This is a genomic window from Citrobacter sp. wls619 (assembly GCF_005281345.1).
Lineage (GTDB): Bacteria > Pseudomonadota > Gammaproteobacteria > Enterobacterales > Enterobacteriaceae > Citrobacter.
This window is the reverse complement of record NZ_SZXJ01000044.1, coordinates 293,837-309,236: the sequence shown is the minus strand read 5'-3', so window position 1 is coordinate 309,236 and position 15,400 is coordinate 293,837. Positions and strand designations below refer to the sequence as shown.

Genomic DNA, 15,400 nt, shown 5'->3' with positions numbered 1-15,400 from the left:
CAAGTGCAACGAGTTGTGTAAATTATCGGTTACTGTTACAGATACGCTGGAGGCAAAAAAAAACCTGCGCATCTGCGCAGGCTGGTGTAAATTTTGTGATCAACCCGAAAGTTGATTTCACCTATCAATACCTCTGGGATCTCAACTCTATCAATCCGCTCTCTCCCCTCACCAGCGAACAATCGCAACAGCACATCGCAAAGTGTAAGCAAAGGTTTTCATTTTCTATTTTCTGTCTTACTTCGCTCGTGTCCGCTCACATTTGCGACGTCCTGACGGGCAATCTGCTTGAACAGACAGCCGTTTTCCGTAACACTGGCGGGATGTAAGCGTTTACCCACAACAGGTACTATCATGGCGACCATTAAGGATGTAGCCCGACTAGCTGGTGTATCAGTCGCCACCGTTTCTCGAGTGATCAATGACTCCCCCAAAGCCAGCGAAGCATCGCGTCTGGCTGTAATGAGTGCAATGGAATCACTCAGCTACCACCCCAACGCCAATGCGCGTGCGCTGGCACAACAATCTACTGAAACCGTCGGTCTGGTAGTCGGTGATGTGTCCGATCCGTTCTTTGGGGCAATGGTTAAAGCTGTCGAGCAGGTGGCCTATAACACCGGTAACTTTTTACTGATTGGCAACGGCTACCATAACGAGCAAAAGGAACGTCAGGCGATTGAGCAGCTTATTCGCCACCGCTGTGCAGCCCTCGTGGTCCACGCTAAAATTATCCCGGATGTCGAGCTGACATCATTGATGAAACAGATCCCCGGTATGGTACTGATCAACCGAATCTTACCGGGATTCGAACAACGCTGCGTTGCGCTGGACGACCGTTACGGTGCCTGGCTGGCAACCCGTCATCTTATTCAGCAGGGCCATACGCGCATCGGTTATCTGTGTTCCAACCACAGCATTTCAGATGCGGAAGACCGTTTGCAAGGCTATTACGACGCGCTGGCGGAAAGCAATATTCCGGTAAACGATCGACTGGTCACGTTTGGCGAGCCCGATGAAAGCGGCGGCGAGCAGGCAATGACTGAGCTGCTTGGTCGCGGCAAAAACTTCACGGCTATCGCCTGCTATAACGACTCAATGGCGGCGGGCGCTATGGGTGTGTTAAACGATAATGGCATTGATGTACCAGGCGAAATCTCGCTGATTGGCTTTGATGATGTACTGGTTTCGCGCTACGTGCGTCCGCGGCTGACGACGGTACGTTACCCTATCGTGACGATGGCAACCCAGGCCGCCGAACTGGCGCTGGCGCTGGCCGAAAACCGCCCGGTCCCGGAAATCACTCACGTCTTTAACCCAACGCTGGTACGTCGGCATTCCGTTTCGGCGCTGACTGAGCCGGGAAATTCTTCGTCAAACGATTAATCAGGATTGCGTCATGACAACGATGTTAGACGTTTCACGACATGCTGGCGTATCGAAAGCGACCGTTTCACGCGTACTTAATGGTACGGGGCAGGTTAAAGAAAGCACGCGCCAGAAAGTCTTCAACGCCATGCAGGCATTAGATTATCGGCCTAATTTTTTAGCGCGTTCACTGGCAAACCGCACCAGCAACAGCATTGGTTTGGTGGTGTCTACATTTGATGGATTCTACTTTGGTCGTTTGCTGCAACAGGCATCACGCCAGACGGAGTCTCACGGCAAACAGCTGATTGTCACCGACGGACATGACACACCAGAGCGTGAGCAGGAAGCCGTTCAAATGCTGGCCGACCGCCAGTGCGACGCCATAATTCTCTACACCCGCTACATGAGCGAAAAGGCGATTCTGTCGCTGATGACCCGCATTGATATGCCATTGCTGGTCATTAACCGCGACGTCAGCCAGGCCCGCGACCGCGCGATTTTCTTTGAACAGGAAGACGCGGCGTTTCAGGCAGTCGATTACCTCATCTCGCAAGGACATCGTGATATTGCCTGCATCACCGTCCCCGGCCATACGCCAACCGGTAAATCCCGGTTGATGGGATATCGTAAAGCGCTGGAAAAAAACGGAATTCCCTGGGAACCCGCCAGGGTCAAATACGGCAATTCAACGATGACCAGGGGCTATGAAGCCTGTCGTGAACTGTTAGATGAAGGGGTGAAATTCAGCGCACTGTTCGCCTGTAACGATGACATGGCGTTAGGTGCATCGAAAGCATTACATCAGGCTGGACTAAAGATCCCCGAGGATGTTTCGTTGTTTGGTTTTGATGATGCGCCCAGCGCGAAATGGCTGGAGCCAGGACTCTCCACCGTCTATCTGCCTATCGATACCATGATAACCACGGCAATCGATCAGGCTATTCGTCTGGCTAATGACGAAGACGTAGAACCCATTCCACCGTTTACGGGCACCCTGGTGTTGCGGGAATCGGTGACAACAGGGCCGTATTATAAATAATTCTTAATCAGATGCCGGATGGCGGCTTCGCCTTATCCGGCCTACAGGTCCCACCGCTAATTGCGTAGGCCGGATAAGCGTAGCGCCATCCGGCATGCAATCAGACAAGCTCCAGCGCTAACAGCTCTTCAATGGTCTGACGACGACGAATCAGTCGCGCCACGCCGTTATCAAACAGTACTTCCGGTAGCAGCGGACGGCTATTGTAGTTCGACGACATCGACGCGCCATACGCACCGGTATCATGCAATACCAGGTAATCTCCCGGCACTACCGCAGGTAATAGACGGGTTTCGACTTTGCCGCCTTCCTGTTGGGTAAAAACATCGCCCGATTCGCACAGTGGACCGGCAACCACCGTCTCAATCTGCGCCGCATTATCCAGCGAGCGGCCATCCCCGGCCAATGCGGAGATATGGTGATAGCTGCCGTACATTGCCGGTCGCATCAGATCGTTAAAGCCCGCGTCGATCAGCACGAAGTGACGACTGCCCATCTCTTTCACACTGCGCACTTGCGCCACCAGCACACCCGCTTCCGCCACCAGAAAACGACCTGGCTCGATCTCAAGCTTCACCGGATGCCCCAGATGTTTGGCTATTTGATCGCGTGCCGCGCTCCATAAACCAACGTAGTGATCGGTGTTGATCGCCTCTTCTCCTTCGCGATATGGGATCGACAACCCTCCGCCCGCAGATATAGCGTCCAGATCCTGACCGAATTCAACAACCTGACGCACCATCGCGCCACACACTTGCTCCAGATGGCCGTAGTCCACACCGGAGCCGATATGCATGTGAATGCCCACCAGTTTCAGCTGGTAACGTTGAATAACTTCCAGCGCCGCCGGAAGGTCGCTATACCAGATACCGTGCTTGCTGTTCTCGCCGCCGGTATTGGTTTTCTGGCTATGCCCGTGACCAAAACCTGGGTTGACGCGCAGCCATACACGATGCCCTGGCGAAACCTGGCCCAGCTGTTCCAGCATATCAACCGACCCGGCGTTTACAGGAATACGTAGCTCATGCACCCGGGCCAGCGTCGCCTGGTCAATCATATCGGCGGTAAAGACGATTTCATCATTCTCCGGCACAAAACCTGCCGCCAGCGCACGTTCAATCTCACCCAGCGAGACTGAGTCCACCTTCACGCCCTGCTCACGCATCAGACGCAAAATATGAATATTCGAGCAGGCTTTCTGGGCAAAACGCACCACGTCAAATTGACTCAGTTTGGCTATCTGCGCGCGGATAATCTGCGCATCGTAAACCCATACCGGACAGCCGAATTCGGCGGGCAGACGCAGCAGGTTATCTGCGGTCAGGTCAGTATCAGTGCTGTTGAGTGGGCGTGGCATGGTGTGCTCCGGTATTGGCTTTTTTATGATTACGCCACAGCACAAAGAGAATAAAAAATATCGTTTTATCGCGAGTCTATGCAAAAATGATATGGAATGTTTATTTGAGGATCGCCAATGCCCGCCGTTAACTTGCGCCACATTGAAATTTTTCACGCCATTATGACAGCAGGCAACCTGACGGAAGCCGCACGGATGCTGCACACCTCGCAGCCTACCGTCAGTCGCGAGCTGGCAAGATTTGAAAAAGTTCTGGGGTTAACGCTGTTCGAACGTACGCGAGGCCGGCTGCATCCTACAGTGCAAGGACTACGCCTGTTTGAAGAGGTACAGCGATCCTGGTATGGCCTGGAGCGGATTGTCAGCGCCGCCGAAAGCCTGCGTGAATTTCGTCAGGGCGAGCTGTCGATTGTCTGCCTGCCCGTGTTCTCGCAGTCCTTTTTACCGCCGTTGCTGCAACCCTTCCTCACCCGCTACCCGCAGGTTAACATTCAGATTGTGCCGCAGGAGTCGCCGCTGCTGGAAGAGTGGCTATCAGCACAACGTCACGATCTCGGGTTTACTGAGACCCTGCATACCCCCGCCGGGACTAAACGCACTGAATTACTGTCGCTGGATGAAGTTTGCGTGCTGCCGCAGGGACATCCGCTGACCGGGAAAGCGGTATTAACACCGCAAGATTTTCAGGGGGAAAACTATATCAGCCTGTCGCGCACCGACAGCTATCGCCAGTTGCTGGATACCCTGTTTAATGATCATCAGGTTAAGCGCCGAATGGTCATAGAAACGCACAGTGCCGCATCAATTTGTGCGATGGTACGTGCCGGCGTGGGGATCTCAGTAGTAAACCCGCTGACCGCCCTGGATTACGCAGGCAGCGGGATTGCCATCCGGCGTTTTAGTGTTTCGGTACCTTTTACCGTCAGCCTGATTCATCCACTGCATCGCCCGGCATCCGCGCTGGTTGAGGCTTTTACGGCACATCTACAGGCCCATCTCCACCGGATTACCGACCCGCTGGAGGCTATTTTGCAGTCTCAGGTGAAAGCATAAACGTCACGGCATCCTGCGCATGGATTGCCGCGGTATCGAAGACCGGCAACGGGCTCATTTCAGTGGGAACCAGCAGGCCAATTTCGGTGCAGCCGAAGATCACCCCTTGTGCCCCCTGACGAGCCAGTTGCTCAATCACGCTCAGGTAATAGTCGCGGGACGTTTCGCTAAATTCACCAAGGCACAGCTCCTCGAAAATAATCTGGTTTATTTTATGTCGGTCGTCAGCGTCAGGGATTAGCGTGCTAATGCCAAATTCCATCTGTAAACGCCCACGATAGAAATCCTGTTCCATGGTGTAACGCGTGCCCAACAGCGCGACGTTACTCATCTTCTGCTGTTGTATAGCCCGCCCTGTTGCATCGGCAATGTGCAAAAACGGGACATCGCAGGCCGTTTCAATGGCCTCGGCCACTTTATGCATGGTGTTGGTACACAGCACAATCCCCTCAGCACCCGCTTGCTGTAACCCCAGCGCAGCCTGCGCCAGGATCTCCCCTGCCCGCTGCCAGTCACCGTTCGACTGACAGGCTTCAATCTCATGGAAATCGACGCTGTGCAGCAGAATTTTCGCAGAATGCAGACCGCCCAGATTCTGCTTAACCCCTTCATTAATCAGACGATAATAGGGAATAGTGGATTCCCAGCTCATTCCGCCTAACAGACCGATCGTTTTCATCATTTTCCCTTATTCGTGGTGGTCCTCCCAGTGAACCAAAGATGTGATCAACTTTCCACATCTGTCGGCGCACATTTCCTTTTTTTATTTCCTGATATAAATTTAATGAAATAATGTTTCATTTTATTGAGAGAATACCGAATGTTTATTTTTCATAAAGAAACCACGCTTGAAGATCTGGGTAACGGCGTTACCCGGCGTATTCTGGCTCACGATGGCAAAATGATGGCCGTGGAAGTCAATTTCGAGCAGGGCGCAGTTGGCCCGATGCACAACCATCCGCATGAACAACTCACGTACGTTTTATCGGGTGAGTTTGAATTTACAATTGGGGAAGAAAAGCATGTCGTCAGTGCAGGAGACACCCTGTACAAGCAACCCAATATCATGCACGGCTGCGTCTGTTTACAGCCGGGAACATTGCTCGATACCTTCACGCCGGTGCGCGAAGATTTTCTGCACGGGTAATTTCGCTGTTCTCAAGCCGTGCTACTGAACGGTTTGAGAACACGCTAAAATGCGTACTCAGTTCCCTAAAAATGAATGCGTTACAAGGTGGGGCATTTTCCTTCGATACCAGTTCGCATAAGCGTTAATCACCCAATGCGCCTCGCCATGTGGGCGATTACAGTCACGTTATCTTAATTAACGGTGACGGATCGCCATGACAAAAATGACAACAGCCACTCCACATGACGCAGTCTTCAAACAGTTCTTGTACCATCCCGATACCGCAAGAGATTTTCTGGATATCTATCTTCCATCAACCTTGCGGGAGCTATGTGATCTGCAAACGCTAAAACTGGAATCAGGCAGTTTTATTGAGGATAGCCTGCGAGCCAGCTACTCCGACGTGCTGTGGTCATTAAAAACAAACGAAGGCGATGGGTATATCTATGTTGTTATCGAGCATCAGAGTTCGCCAGACGCTCACATGGCATTTCGGCTGATGCGCTATGCCATGGCTGCAATGCAACGCCATTTGGATGCTGGCCATAAAACATTACCTTTGGTGATACCGATGCTGTTTTATCATGGCGCTCTCAGCCCCTACCCCTTTTCACTCTGCTGGCTGGATGAGTTTGACGATCCCGCATTGGCACGACAGCTTTACTCAGCAACATTTCCGCTGGTGGATATCACAGTAATACCCGATGACGAAATTATGCAACATCGCCGTATAGCACTGCTGGAATTGATGCAAAAACATATCCGCAAGCGTGATTTAATGGGATTAGTGGAACAACTAGTCTCGTTGCTGGCTACGGGATACGCTAATGACAGCCAGCTCAAAACGCTATTTAATTACATGATGCAGTTTGGAAATACGCCTCACGTTGATAAATTTATCCGTGAGGTTGCCCATCGGGTACCACAGCAAAAGGAACGTCTGATGACTATCGCGGAAGTATTGCAACAGGAAGCCAAACAACAAGAGGCATTACGCATTGCCCAGATGATGTTAGCGAATGGTATTAGTCATGAAATTATACTAAAGATAACCGGGCTGTCTGCTAAGGATCTCCTCGCCAGGCAGGCGGCTCCACATTGAAATAGGTAGCAATGGGAGCCCGATAATCAATTGATCTATCGGGCTTCCTGCTCACTTACACCCCAATATCTCTTAACTTCTCGCCAGCCATCAGCTTACGTTCGATATGCTCAAGCGTAACATTTTTGGTTTCAGGAATAAGCCAGAAGGTAATACCAATAAATACGACGTTCAGTGCGGCATAAAGCCAGAACGTACCCGCGGCGCCAATACTGTCGAGCAACGTCAGGAAGGTTGCGCCGATAATCATGTTCGACACCCAGTTCGTGGTGGTGGAACAGGTGATGCCAAAATCGCGACATTTCAGCGGCTGAATCTCAGAACACAGGATCCACACCACCGGTGCGGCGCTCATTGCATAACCGGCGATACACATCATGGTCATGCCGACTGACAGCCAGGAAAGCCCACTGGATGCGGTGCCGTTATCAAACTGCATCAGGCAATAGCCGAGGACCAGGGTCCCAATGGCCATCACGCTGAAACCAATTTTCAGCGCCGGTTTGCGCCCGGCTTTATCGACTGTAAAAACAGCAATAAAAGTCGCGAACATAAAGGTTAAGCCTACAACCAACGTCGCAATCATCTGCTGTTCAGTGGTGGTAAAACCGGCCATTTTAAAAATGCGCGGCGCGTAGTACATAATGATGTTCATCCCGGTGAACTGCTGCATTGCCTGCAACAACATGCCAAGGAAAACCGCGCGCCGTACGTTACGGTTAATTTTAAACAATGCCCAACCGCCCTGCTTCAGCTTCAGGCTTTCACGAATTTCGTTCAGCTCATCACGGGCCTTTTCTGAGGTATCACGCAACATGCGTAATACTTCTTCTGCTTCAATATGGCGACCTTTCTCTGCCAGCCAGCGCGGGCTGTTAGGCAGGAAAACGACCAGAACAATCAGCAATACTGCCGGGAGCGCCAATACGCCCAGCATAGCGCGCCAGTTACCGCTGTAGCTAAACGCGGTATCGGATAAAAAGGCCAGCACAATGCCCAACGTAACCATCAGTTGATACATACTGATCATCTTGCCACGCACATTCTCACTGGCCATTTCAGACAAGTAGAGTGGCGCAGTGTAGGAGGCGATACCTACGGCAACGCCCAGTACCACGCGGGCAACAATGAGCATTTCCACGCTGGAAGCCAATGCCGACCCCAGGGAACCCACGACAAACAGGATCGCCCCGGCCATCAGGCTGTATTTGCGCCCCAGTCGGAATGACAACCAGCCATTAAACAGCGCACCAATTGCCGCCCCCAGCATCATACTGCTCACCACCCACTCCTGCAGACGGCTGGTCAATACAAAGTGATCGGTGATAAAAGGCAACGCGCCGGCAATTACGCCGATATCGAGGCCAAATAACAACCCTGCGACAGCCGCAGAAATAGAGACAAACAAGTTCATACGTCGCGTATCGCGCTGCGTACGCGGTGTTAAAGCAGCTTCATGATTAATTGAGACCATTTTTTCCTGCCAGATACAGAGTAAGCCATGTCGATGAAAGTAAGGGATCCCTTGCAGGAAGCGTCAGGCGGGAAACGGCAAAAACATGGATGAAATTGCTGCACCACATCGTTATGTGATGGATATTCCAATTTTAAAATTTACCGCTAATTACTCAATTAAATTTAATACACTGATATTAAAGAGTATTAATTATTACCAATCCATACATATATAATTATGTATGGATTAATTTATAAACAGAATATGGATTAATATAACTTAAAACCAAAAAAAACCCTGCCATTGGCAGGGTTTGTTGATGCTGGACGATAAATTAACGCGCCAGCCAGCCACCGTCGACCGCAACGGTATAACCGTTAATGTAGTCAGATGCGCTGGAGGCCAGGAACACAACAGGCCCCATCAGATCGCTTGGCAGACCCCAACGGCCCGCCGGGATACGATCGAGAATTTCGGCGCTACGCTGCTCATCGGCACGCAGCTGCTGTGTGTTGTTGGTCGCCATGTAACCCGGCGCGATCGCGTTCACGTTGATGTTATGTTTTGCCCACTCGTTGGCCATCAGACGCGTCACGCCCATTACGCCGCTTTTAGACGCGGTGTAAGACGGAACGCGGATGCCGCCCTGGAAGGAGAGCATAGAGGCGATATTAATAATTTTACCGCCGTTACCCTGGGCAATGAAGTGCTTCGCCGCCGCCTGAGACATGAAGAACACGCTCTTAATGTTCAGGTTCATCACGTCGTCCCAGTCTTTTTCGCTGAAGTCGATAGCATCTTCACGACGGATAAGACCGGCGTTGTTCACCAGAATGTCGATATGACCGAATTCTGCAACCGCACGCTCGAGCAGTGCCGGAATACCATCAATCTGACGCAGATCGGCGGTCAGGCTTAAAAAACGGCGGCCCAGTGCGGTAACACGTTCGATGGTTTCAGTCGGCTCAACAATGTTGATACCCACGATATCACAACCCGCTTCCGCCAGACCCAGCGCCATCCCCTGACCCAAACCGGTGTCACAACCCGTCACAACGGCGACTTTACCTTCAAGAGAGAATGCATTCAAAATCATTGTAAATCCTTATTTTTTATAATGCCCGTCACAGACAGGCTGAGTAGCCGCCCGCGACTAGCGCAGATCTTTGACTGCAACGTGGTCCATATCATCAAAGACCTGATTTTCGCCAACCATGCCCCAGATGAAGGTATAGGCTTTCGTACCCACGCCAGAATGGATAGACCAGCTAGGGGAAATTACCGCCTGCTCATTGTGCATCACGATATGACGCGTTTCCTGAGGCTGCCCCATCATGTGGAAGACACAGGTGTCTTCTTCCATATTGAAGTAGAAATAGACTTCCATACGGCGTTCATGGGTATGGCACGGCATGGTATTCCACAGGTTGCCAGGCGCCAGTTCGGTCAGACCCATGCTCAGTTGGCAGGTTTCCAGTACGTCCGGCACAAAATACTTGTTGATGGTACGGCGGTTACTCGTGAGATCATCACCCAACGTCACTGGCGCAACGTCGGCTGGGGTCACTTTTTTGGTTGGATAAGTCATGTGTGCCGGCGCACAGTTGTAATAGAACTTGGCGGGTTTTGCAGGGTCAATGCTTGCAAAAACAACCTCTTTTGCCCCTTTACCGACATACAGCGCATCGCGATGACCAATTTCATAGCACTGGCCGTCAACGGTAATCGTGCCCGGTCCACCGATGTTGATCACGCCTAACTCACGACGCTCCAGGAAGTAGGTTACGCCCAGTTGCTTACCCACTTCGCCACCCACAGATACGGTTTTGCCCACTGGCATAATGCCGCCAACAATAATGCGGTCAATGTGGCTGTAGACCATGGTGTATTCGTCAGCAACAAACACTTCTTCTACCAAAAACTCATTACGCAGCGCCTGGGTATCCAGGGTTTTAGCATGCGCACTATGGATGCTTTGTCTTACGTCCACATTTACCTCCAGTGATAAATTGACCGTGAATTCTTGAGCGATAGCAAAACGCCGTTCCGTTTTACCTAATGCGTTCATGATATCCCTCCCGGAACGGGTTTTCAATTATAACTAAAACGATGTTTCACTTTTTCCGCATCTTATTATCAAAAGTGTAATTGCGATCACGCTAGCCTGGATAAGCGACCACCCCCGCACCAAAGAAAATAAACAAATTACAAATAAAACAGTTAGTTATTAAAAATCAGTAGAGCATAGCTAATAAGAGGTAAAAGTAGCGTTGTGAAAAAACAGCCCTGCTGAAGAGGAATTCACACACCTTTTCTTACAAAGTGCGTTGTGAATCACACGAAATGAAACGACGTTTTGATAAGTTAGCGTTATTTTAGAGTGGATGTTTCTGTAACTGGCCTTGCCCTCCTTGTGGAGGGCTTTTTTACATGAACCGGGACTGCGCGGTGGTGGTGTATCTGACAGGGGATTTTAAAGACTTAATCACGTTCGATGGCCAGTGCGACGCCCTGGCCACCACCAATACATAACGTTGCCAGCCCTTTATGCGCCCGGCGTTTAACCATCTCGTGGACCAACGACACCAGAATACGGCAACCAGAGGCACCAATTGGGTGGCCGAGCGCAATGGCCCCACCGTTCACATTCACCCTACGCTCGTCCCATTCCAGCATTTTCCCAACGGATAATGCCTGCGCGGCGAATGCTTCATTGGCTTCAATCAAATCGACATCCGCCAGCTGCCAGCCGACGCGCTCAAGGCAGCGACGCGTCGCGTACACTGGCGCAATCCCCATGAGTGCGGGGTCAACGCCGACGCTGGCAAAAGCGCGAATACGGGCCAGTACCGGTAAATTCAACGCCTGCGCTTTGGACTCGCTCATCATCATTACGGCGGCAGCACCATCGTTTATCGATGACGCATTACCCGCCGTTACCGACCCGAGCCTGTCAAAAGTGGGGTCCAGACGCGCCAGCCCTTCGGCGCTGGCATCGGTGCGCGGTTGCTCATCGGTATCCACCACAAAGGATTGCCCATTACGCTGGGTCACCACCGGCACGATTTCATCTTTAAAACGTCCAGCATCAATCGCCATCCGCGCTTTGTGCTGCGAGTGCAGCGCGTAGGCGTCCTGTAATTCGCGGCTGATACCATATTCTCGTGCCAGATTTTCAGCGGTAACGCCCATATGGTAGTCGTTGAAAGCATCCCACAGTCCGTCATGAACCAGGCTGTCGACCAGTTGACTGTTACCCAGTTGCGCACCAGTGCGGCTGTCGGTGAGGACATGCGGTGCGCGACTCATGTTCTCTTGCCCGCCTGCTATCACGATATCGGCTTCACCACACTGGATAGCCTGAGTCGCCAGGTGCAGCGCTTTCAAACCTGAACCACACACATCATTAATGGTAATAGCGGAAACGGTATTGGGTAACCCGCCATTGATAGCAGACTGACGGGCCGGGTTCTGTCCAGCCCCTGCGGTGAGGACCTGGCCCAGGATCACTTCATCAACAGCGTGAACATCCACGCCAGTGCGTTCCAGTAATGCCCTGACCACCATGCTACCTAATTCAACGGCAGAGTGGCGCGCCAGTGTTCCCTGGAAGCAGCCAATCGGTGTCCGTAACGCCCCGACTATCACAACCTCTTTCATCACCACCTCAGCGCAAAATAACATCGCAATAGTAGATGATTGTTAAAAATAGTTATCAAGGTTGTTTAAAAATGGTGATTTTTATCACAAAGGAAATAGGTATCATTTATTCGTCATCGCAACGCCACTTTGCTGTAAATGGTCACGCAACCAGCTTCCCGCTACCCCGGGAGGGGATTTCTTATTCCATAACAGATCGATTGAGATAGCTTTTGGCCAGCCCGGTATCTTCAGCTGAACCAGTGGTTTTTCTGCCGCAAACTCTTCCACCAGCGCGCAAGGTAGTGCGCACCAACCAAATCCCTGTACCGCCATACTCAGCAACAACAGGTAGTTGGGAGCAGACCAGACAGGGCCACGTGCGACGTTGGTCCCACTTTCCAGATAAGTATTCAGACGCAGTTCGCGCCAGGTGTGGAGCTGCTCCCATTGCAGATTTTTTTGCGTCACCAGCGGATGCGTGGCCGCAACGTACAGTCCCATCCAGGTTTGCATCGGCAAACGCGTGACGCCCATATCTGTCGGATAATTTTCTCGCGCTTCGATCAGCCCAACCTGCGCACGTCCTTTTTGCAGCAGATCGATCACATCGTCATCTTCACCAATCAGACATTCAAATTCAGTGTGGGGGAATTTGCGGTCAAACTGCACCATCAATTCTTCCAGTACATCCGGATGCAGCGTGTCAGAAAGAACAAAAGTCAGACGCGCTTCCGTATTACCCGACAGCGAAATCGCCGCTTCATCCAGGCGCTCGCTGGCCGTCAAAATGGCCTGCACATAGCCCAGCACCCGCTTACCTTCTTCAGTCAGCGTTGGCTGACGGGATGAGCGGTCAAACAGCGCAAAGCCAAGATCGGCCTCCAGATGTGCAATCGCCGTGCTGATGGTGGACTGGCTTTTACGTAGCCGCCGGGCCGCCGCAGAAAATGAACCGCAGGAAACGGTCTCCACAAATGCCGTTAACGCTTCAGGGGAGTAACGCATGAACTATCTACTTTATCGATGGATACTATCTTTTAGATATCACATAAAACGATAAAATTGCCACCATTCCGTTATCCGGGCATCAAAGAAGGTTTGTAGGTTATGCAACACGATACTGTCCAACGTCGCTCATTAGTGGAGCGCATTTTTCATGCTGTCTGTTTTGAGGGCATTGCTACCGCGATTCTCGCACCAACCACCGCATGGTTGATGCAGCGCTCGGTACTGGAAATGGGCGGGCTGACCATTCTGCTGGCAACGACAGCAATGATCTGGAATATCATTTATAACGCCCTGTTTGACCGGCTGTGGCCATCACACCTGGTAAAACGTACGGCGAAAGTGCGGGCATTTCACGCCTTAGGCTTCGAGAGTGGTTTTATTGTCATCGGGGTGAGCATCGTGGCGTATGTGCTGAACGTTAGCCTGCTTCAGGCATTCACGCTGGAAATAGGTTTCTTCCTGTTCTTCCTGCCATACACCATGTTCTATAACTGGGCTTATGACACATTGCGCGAGCGCGTAATGAAGCGTCGTCAGCAGCGCGTTACTGCCTGATAATTCAAAGAATAGTCGGAATTTTCTCAATTCCGGCTATTCATCCATTCACCAGCCCACTTGTTCACACCTCCCCCAGCCCCTCTCATTTGTGGTAAATTGCGCTTCTTTTTGTTTATTTTATAGTTGATACGTTCAAATAATGTCGAAATTTTGGTCAAAAGAAGAGACTCTCTGGAGCTTCGCACTATATGGGACTGCCGTCGGCGCAGGAACCCTCTTCCTCCCCATACAGCTGGGTTCTGCAGGCGCGGTGGTACTTTTTATCACCGCACTCGTCGCCTGGCCTTTAACCTACTGGCCGCACAAGGCGCTGTGCCAGTTTATCCTGTCATCAAAAACCTCTGCAGGTGAAGGGATCACCGGTGCAGTCACCCACTACTATGGCAAGAAGATAGGCAGCCTGATCACGACGCTTTATTTTATTGCCTTCTTTGTGGTGGTGCTGATCTACGCTGTCGCGATCACCAACTCACTCACCGAACAGTTGGCAAAACATATCACGATTGATCTACGCGTGCGTATGCTGGTCAGTCTCGGCGTGGTGCTGGTGCTGAATTTAATTTTCCTGATGGGTCGCCAGGCCACCATCCGGGTGATGGGCTTTCTGGTATTCCCACTGATCGCGTACTTTCTGTTTCTCTCGCTGTACCTGACCGGAAGCTGGCAGCCGACGCTACTCACCGGCCAGATGTCTTTCGATCAGCACACGCTGCATCAGGTATGGATCTCTATCCCCGTGATGGTTTTCGCTTTTAGCCATACGCCCATTATCTCCACGTTTGCCATCGACAGACGCGAGAAATACGGCGAGCAGGCCATGGGTAAATGCAAAAAAATCATGAAGGTCGCCTACGTCATCATCTGCCTGAGCGTACTGTTTTTCGTCTTTAGCTGTCTGCTTTCTATCCCGGCAAACTACATTGAAGATGCCAAACATGAGGGTGTAACCATCCTGTCGGCGCTGTCGATGATGCCCAACGCACCGGCATGGTTGTCGATTTCCGGGATTATCGTTGCCGTGGTGGCGATGTCAAAATCGTTCCTCGGCACCTACTTTGGCGTGATTGAAGGGGCGACAGAAGTCGTAAAAACGTCGCTGCATCAGGTAGGCGTGAAGAAAAGCCGGGCCTTTAACCGCGCCCTGTCCATTATGTTGGTTTCGGCCATCACGTTTATCATCTGCTGCATCAACCCTAATGCCATTTCAATGATTTACGCGATCAGTGGTCCGCTCATCGCCATGATTTTGTTTATCATGCCGACATTATCGACCTATCTGATCCCGGCGCTGAAGCCGTACCGTTCAGTGGGTAACCTGATCACCCTGATTGTCGGTCTGTTGTGCGTATCGGTGATGTTTTTTGGCTAAATGACGTTATCAACGGCTCATTCTCCTGAACGGGGGGCAATGTCGTTCAGCTAACGACCCAGTTTCAGAAAGTATCAACCTGTGTTGGCGGAAGTAATGAACATGCTATCTCAGAGAAAAGGTCCCGTTCACTCATGTTCATCGCGTCTCTGAAGCACCGATTCATGTGAACGTGCAAGGGAGGCTCACCGCCGCCTCCCTTGCATCCCTGGCTCCCGGCACGGAAAATCGTCGCTGCGCGATTATTCGCCCCATCCCTGGGGCTCACCCCTTCGGGGCCATCGCAAGCGCTGTTCAAAATTGCTCCGGCAATTTTGTC

The 15,400-nt window shown here is 51.5% G+C and carries 14 protein-coding genes; 7 read left to right on the top strand and 7 right to left on the bottom strand.

Annotated elements, in window-relative coordinates; genetic code table 11:
• Positions 1–354 precede the first annotated feature (354 nt).
• Positions 355–1,383 (top strand): HTH-type transcriptional regulator GalR, encoded by a 1,029-nt coding sequence (gene galR, locus FDX19_RS10735; protein WP_137382689.1) that lies wholly within the window; start codon positions 355–357, stop codon positions 1,381–1,383.
• Between the two features lie 13 nt (positions 1,384–1,396).
• Positions 1,397–2,407, top strand: coding sequence for a LacI family DNA-binding transcriptional regulator (locus tag FDX19_RS10730; protein ID WP_137382688.1), 1,011 nt, complete (start codon positions 1,397–1,399; stop codon positions 2,405–2,407).
• A gap of 100 nt (positions 2,408–2,507) precedes the next feature.
• Here the strand turns inward: FDX19_RS10730 and lysA are convergent, their stop codons facing one another.
• Positions 2,508–3,764: a diaminopimelate decarboxylase gene (gene lysA, locus FDX19_RS10725; protein ID WP_137382687.1), complete on the bottom strand. Its 1,257-nt coding sequence runs from the start codon at positions 3,762–3,764 to the stop codon at positions 2,508–2,510.
• Between the two features lie 117 nt (positions 3,765–3,881).
• Here lysA and FDX19_RS10720 point away from each other — a divergent pair, with 117 nt between their 5' ends.
• Positions 3,882–4,817 (top strand): LysR family transcriptional regulator, encoded by a 936-nt coding sequence (locus tag FDX19_RS10720; RefSeq protein ID WP_137382686.1) that lies wholly within the window; start codon positions 3,882–3,884, stop codon positions 4,815–4,817.
• On the opposite strand, the gene FDX19_RS10715 is transcribed toward FDX19_RS10720, so the two are convergent.
• A complete protein-coding gene (locus tag FDX19_RS10715) occupies positions 4,789–5,496 on the bottom strand; it encodes an aspartate/glutamate racemase (protein WP_137382807.1) in 708 nt (235 codons plus the stop codon). The two genes, FDX19_RS10720 and FDX19_RS10715, sit on opposite strands and share 29 nt — an antisense overlap.
• A gap of 141 nt (positions 5,497–5,637) precedes the next feature.
• On the opposite strand from FDX19_RS10715, the gene FDX19_RS10710 reads away from it, so the two are divergent.
• Together FDX19_RS10710 and FDX19_RS10705 are read left to right on the top strand one after the other, a co-directional pair.
• The gene (locus tag FDX19_RS10710) at positions 5,638–5,964 is read left to right on the top strand and encodes a cupin domain-containing protein (RefSeq protein ID WP_137382685.1); all 327 of its coding nucleotides are present in this window, start codon (positions 5,638–5,640) and stop codon (positions 5,962–5,964) included.
• A 196-nt stretch (positions 5,965–6,160) separates the two neighbouring features.
• Positions 6,161–7,048 carry an Rpn family recombination-promoting nuclease/putative transposase gene (locus FDX19_RS10705; protein ID WP_048213121.1) on the top strand — a complete coding sequence of 296 codons (888 nt, stop codon included), beginning with the start codon at positions 6,161–6,163 and terminating at the stop codon, positions 7,046–7,048.
• A gap of 55 nt (positions 7,049–7,103) precedes the next feature.
• On the opposite strand, the gene araE is transcribed toward FDX19_RS10705, so the two are convergent.
• The 5 genes from araE to FDX19_RS10680 form a co-directional block, all read right to left on the bottom strand.
• Positions 7,104–8,522: an arabinose-proton symporter AraE gene (gene araE / locus FDX19_RS10700; RefSeq protein WP_137382684.1), complete on the bottom strand. Its 1,419-nt coding sequence runs from the start codon at positions 8,520–8,522 to the stop codon at positions 7,104–7,106.
• 316 nt (positions 8,523–8,838) lie between these two features.
• The gene (kduD, locus tag FDX19_RS10695; protein ID WP_005123393.1) at positions 8,839–9,600 is read right to left on the bottom strand and encodes a 2-dehydro-3-deoxy-D-gluconate 5-dehydrogenase KduD; all 762 of its coding nucleotides are present in this window, start codon (positions 9,598–9,600) and stop codon (positions 8,839–8,841) included.
• A 57-nt stretch (positions 9,601–9,657) separates the two neighbouring features.
• Positions 9,658–10,494: a 5-dehydro-4-deoxy-D-glucuronate isomerase gene (gene kduI / locus FDX19_RS10690; RefSeq protein ID WP_005123391.1), complete on the bottom strand. Its 837-nt coding sequence runs from the start codon at positions 10,492–10,494 to the stop codon at positions 9,658–9,660.
• A 491-nt stretch (positions 10,495–10,985) separates the two neighbouring features.
• Positions 10,986–12,164: an acetyl-CoA C-acetyltransferase gene (locus tag FDX19_RS10685; RefSeq protein ID WP_137382683.1), complete on the bottom strand. Its 1,179-nt coding sequence runs from the start codon at positions 12,162–12,164 to the stop codon at positions 10,986–10,988.
• A 102-nt stretch (positions 12,165–12,266) separates the two neighbouring features.
• Positions 12,267–13,151, bottom strand: a complete 885-nt coding sequence (locus FDX19_RS10680) for a LysR family transcriptional regulator (protein ID WP_137382682.1) — start codon at positions 13,149–13,151, stop codon at positions 12,267–12,269.
• Between the two features lie 102 nt (positions 13,152–13,253).
• Here FDX19_RS10680 and FDX19_RS10675 point away from each other — a divergent pair, with 102 nt between their 5' ends.
• Both FDX19_RS10675 and FDX19_RS10670 read left to right on the top strand, forming a co-directional pair.
• The gene (locus tag FDX19_RS10675) at positions 13,254–13,709 is read left to right on the top strand and encodes a multidrug/biocide efflux PACE transporter (protein ID WP_079938616.1); all 456 of its coding nucleotides are present in this window, start codon (positions 13,254–13,256) and stop codon (positions 13,707–13,709) included.
• A 142-nt stretch (positions 13,710–13,851) separates the two neighbouring features.
• Entirely contained in the window at positions 13,852–15,081 is a 1,230-nt protein-coding gene (locus FDX19_RS10670) for an amino acid permease (protein WP_137382681.1), read from the top strand.
• The last annotated feature ends 319 nt before the right edge of the window (positions 15,082–15,400 follow it).

Bases quoted from the DNA above. Each gene is read 5' to 3' on its own strand.
- galR (WP_137382689.1), top strand. From the start codon at position 355: ATGGCGACCATTAAGGATGTAGCCCGACTAGCTGGTGTATCAGTCGCC.
- FDX19_RS10730 (WP_137382688.1), top strand. From the start codon at position 1,397: ATGACAACGATGTTAGACGTTTCACGACATGCTGGCGTATCGAAAGCG.
- lysA (WP_137382687.1), bottom strand. From the start codon at position 3,764: ATGCCACGCCCACTCAACAGCACTGATACTGACCTGACCGCAGATAAC.
- FDX19_RS10720 (WP_137382686.1), top strand. From the start codon at position 3,882: ATGCCCGCCGTTAACTTGCGCCACATTGAAATTTTTCACGCCATTATG.
- FDX19_RS10715 (WP_137382807.1), bottom strand. From the start codon at position 5,496: ATGAAAACGATCGGTCTGTTAGGCGGAATGAGCTGGGAATCCACTATT.
- FDX19_RS10710 (WP_137382685.1), top strand. From the start codon at position 5,638: ATGTTTATTTTTCATAAAGAAACCACGCTTGAAGATCTGGGTAACGGC.
- FDX19_RS10705 (WP_048213121.1), top strand. From the start codon at position 6,161: ATGACAAAAATGACAACAGCCACTCCACATGACGCAGTCTTCAAACAG.
- araE (WP_137382684.1), bottom strand. From the start codon at position 8,522: ATGGTCTCAATTAATCATGAAGCTGCTTTAACACCGCGTACGCAGCGC.
- kduD (WP_005123393.1), bottom strand. From the start codon at position 9,600: ATGATTTTGAATGCATTCTCTCTTGAAGGTAAAGTCGCCGTTGTGACG.
- FDX19_RS10685 (WP_137382683.1), bottom strand. From the start codon at position 12,164: ATGAAAGAGGTTGTGATAGTCGGGGCGTTACGGACACCGATTGGCTGC.
- FDX19_RS10680 (WP_137382682.1), bottom strand. From the start codon at position 13,151: ATGCGTTACTCCCCTGAAGCGTTAACGGCATTTGTGGAGACCGTTTCC.
- FDX19_RS10675 (WP_079938616.1), top strand. From the start codon at position 13,254: ATGCAACACGATACTGTCCAACGTCGCTCATTAGTGGAGCGCATTTTT.
- FDX19_RS10670 (WP_137382681.1), top strand. From the start codon at position 13,852: ATGTCGAAATTTTGGTCAAAAGAAGAGACTCTCTGGAGCTTCGCACTA.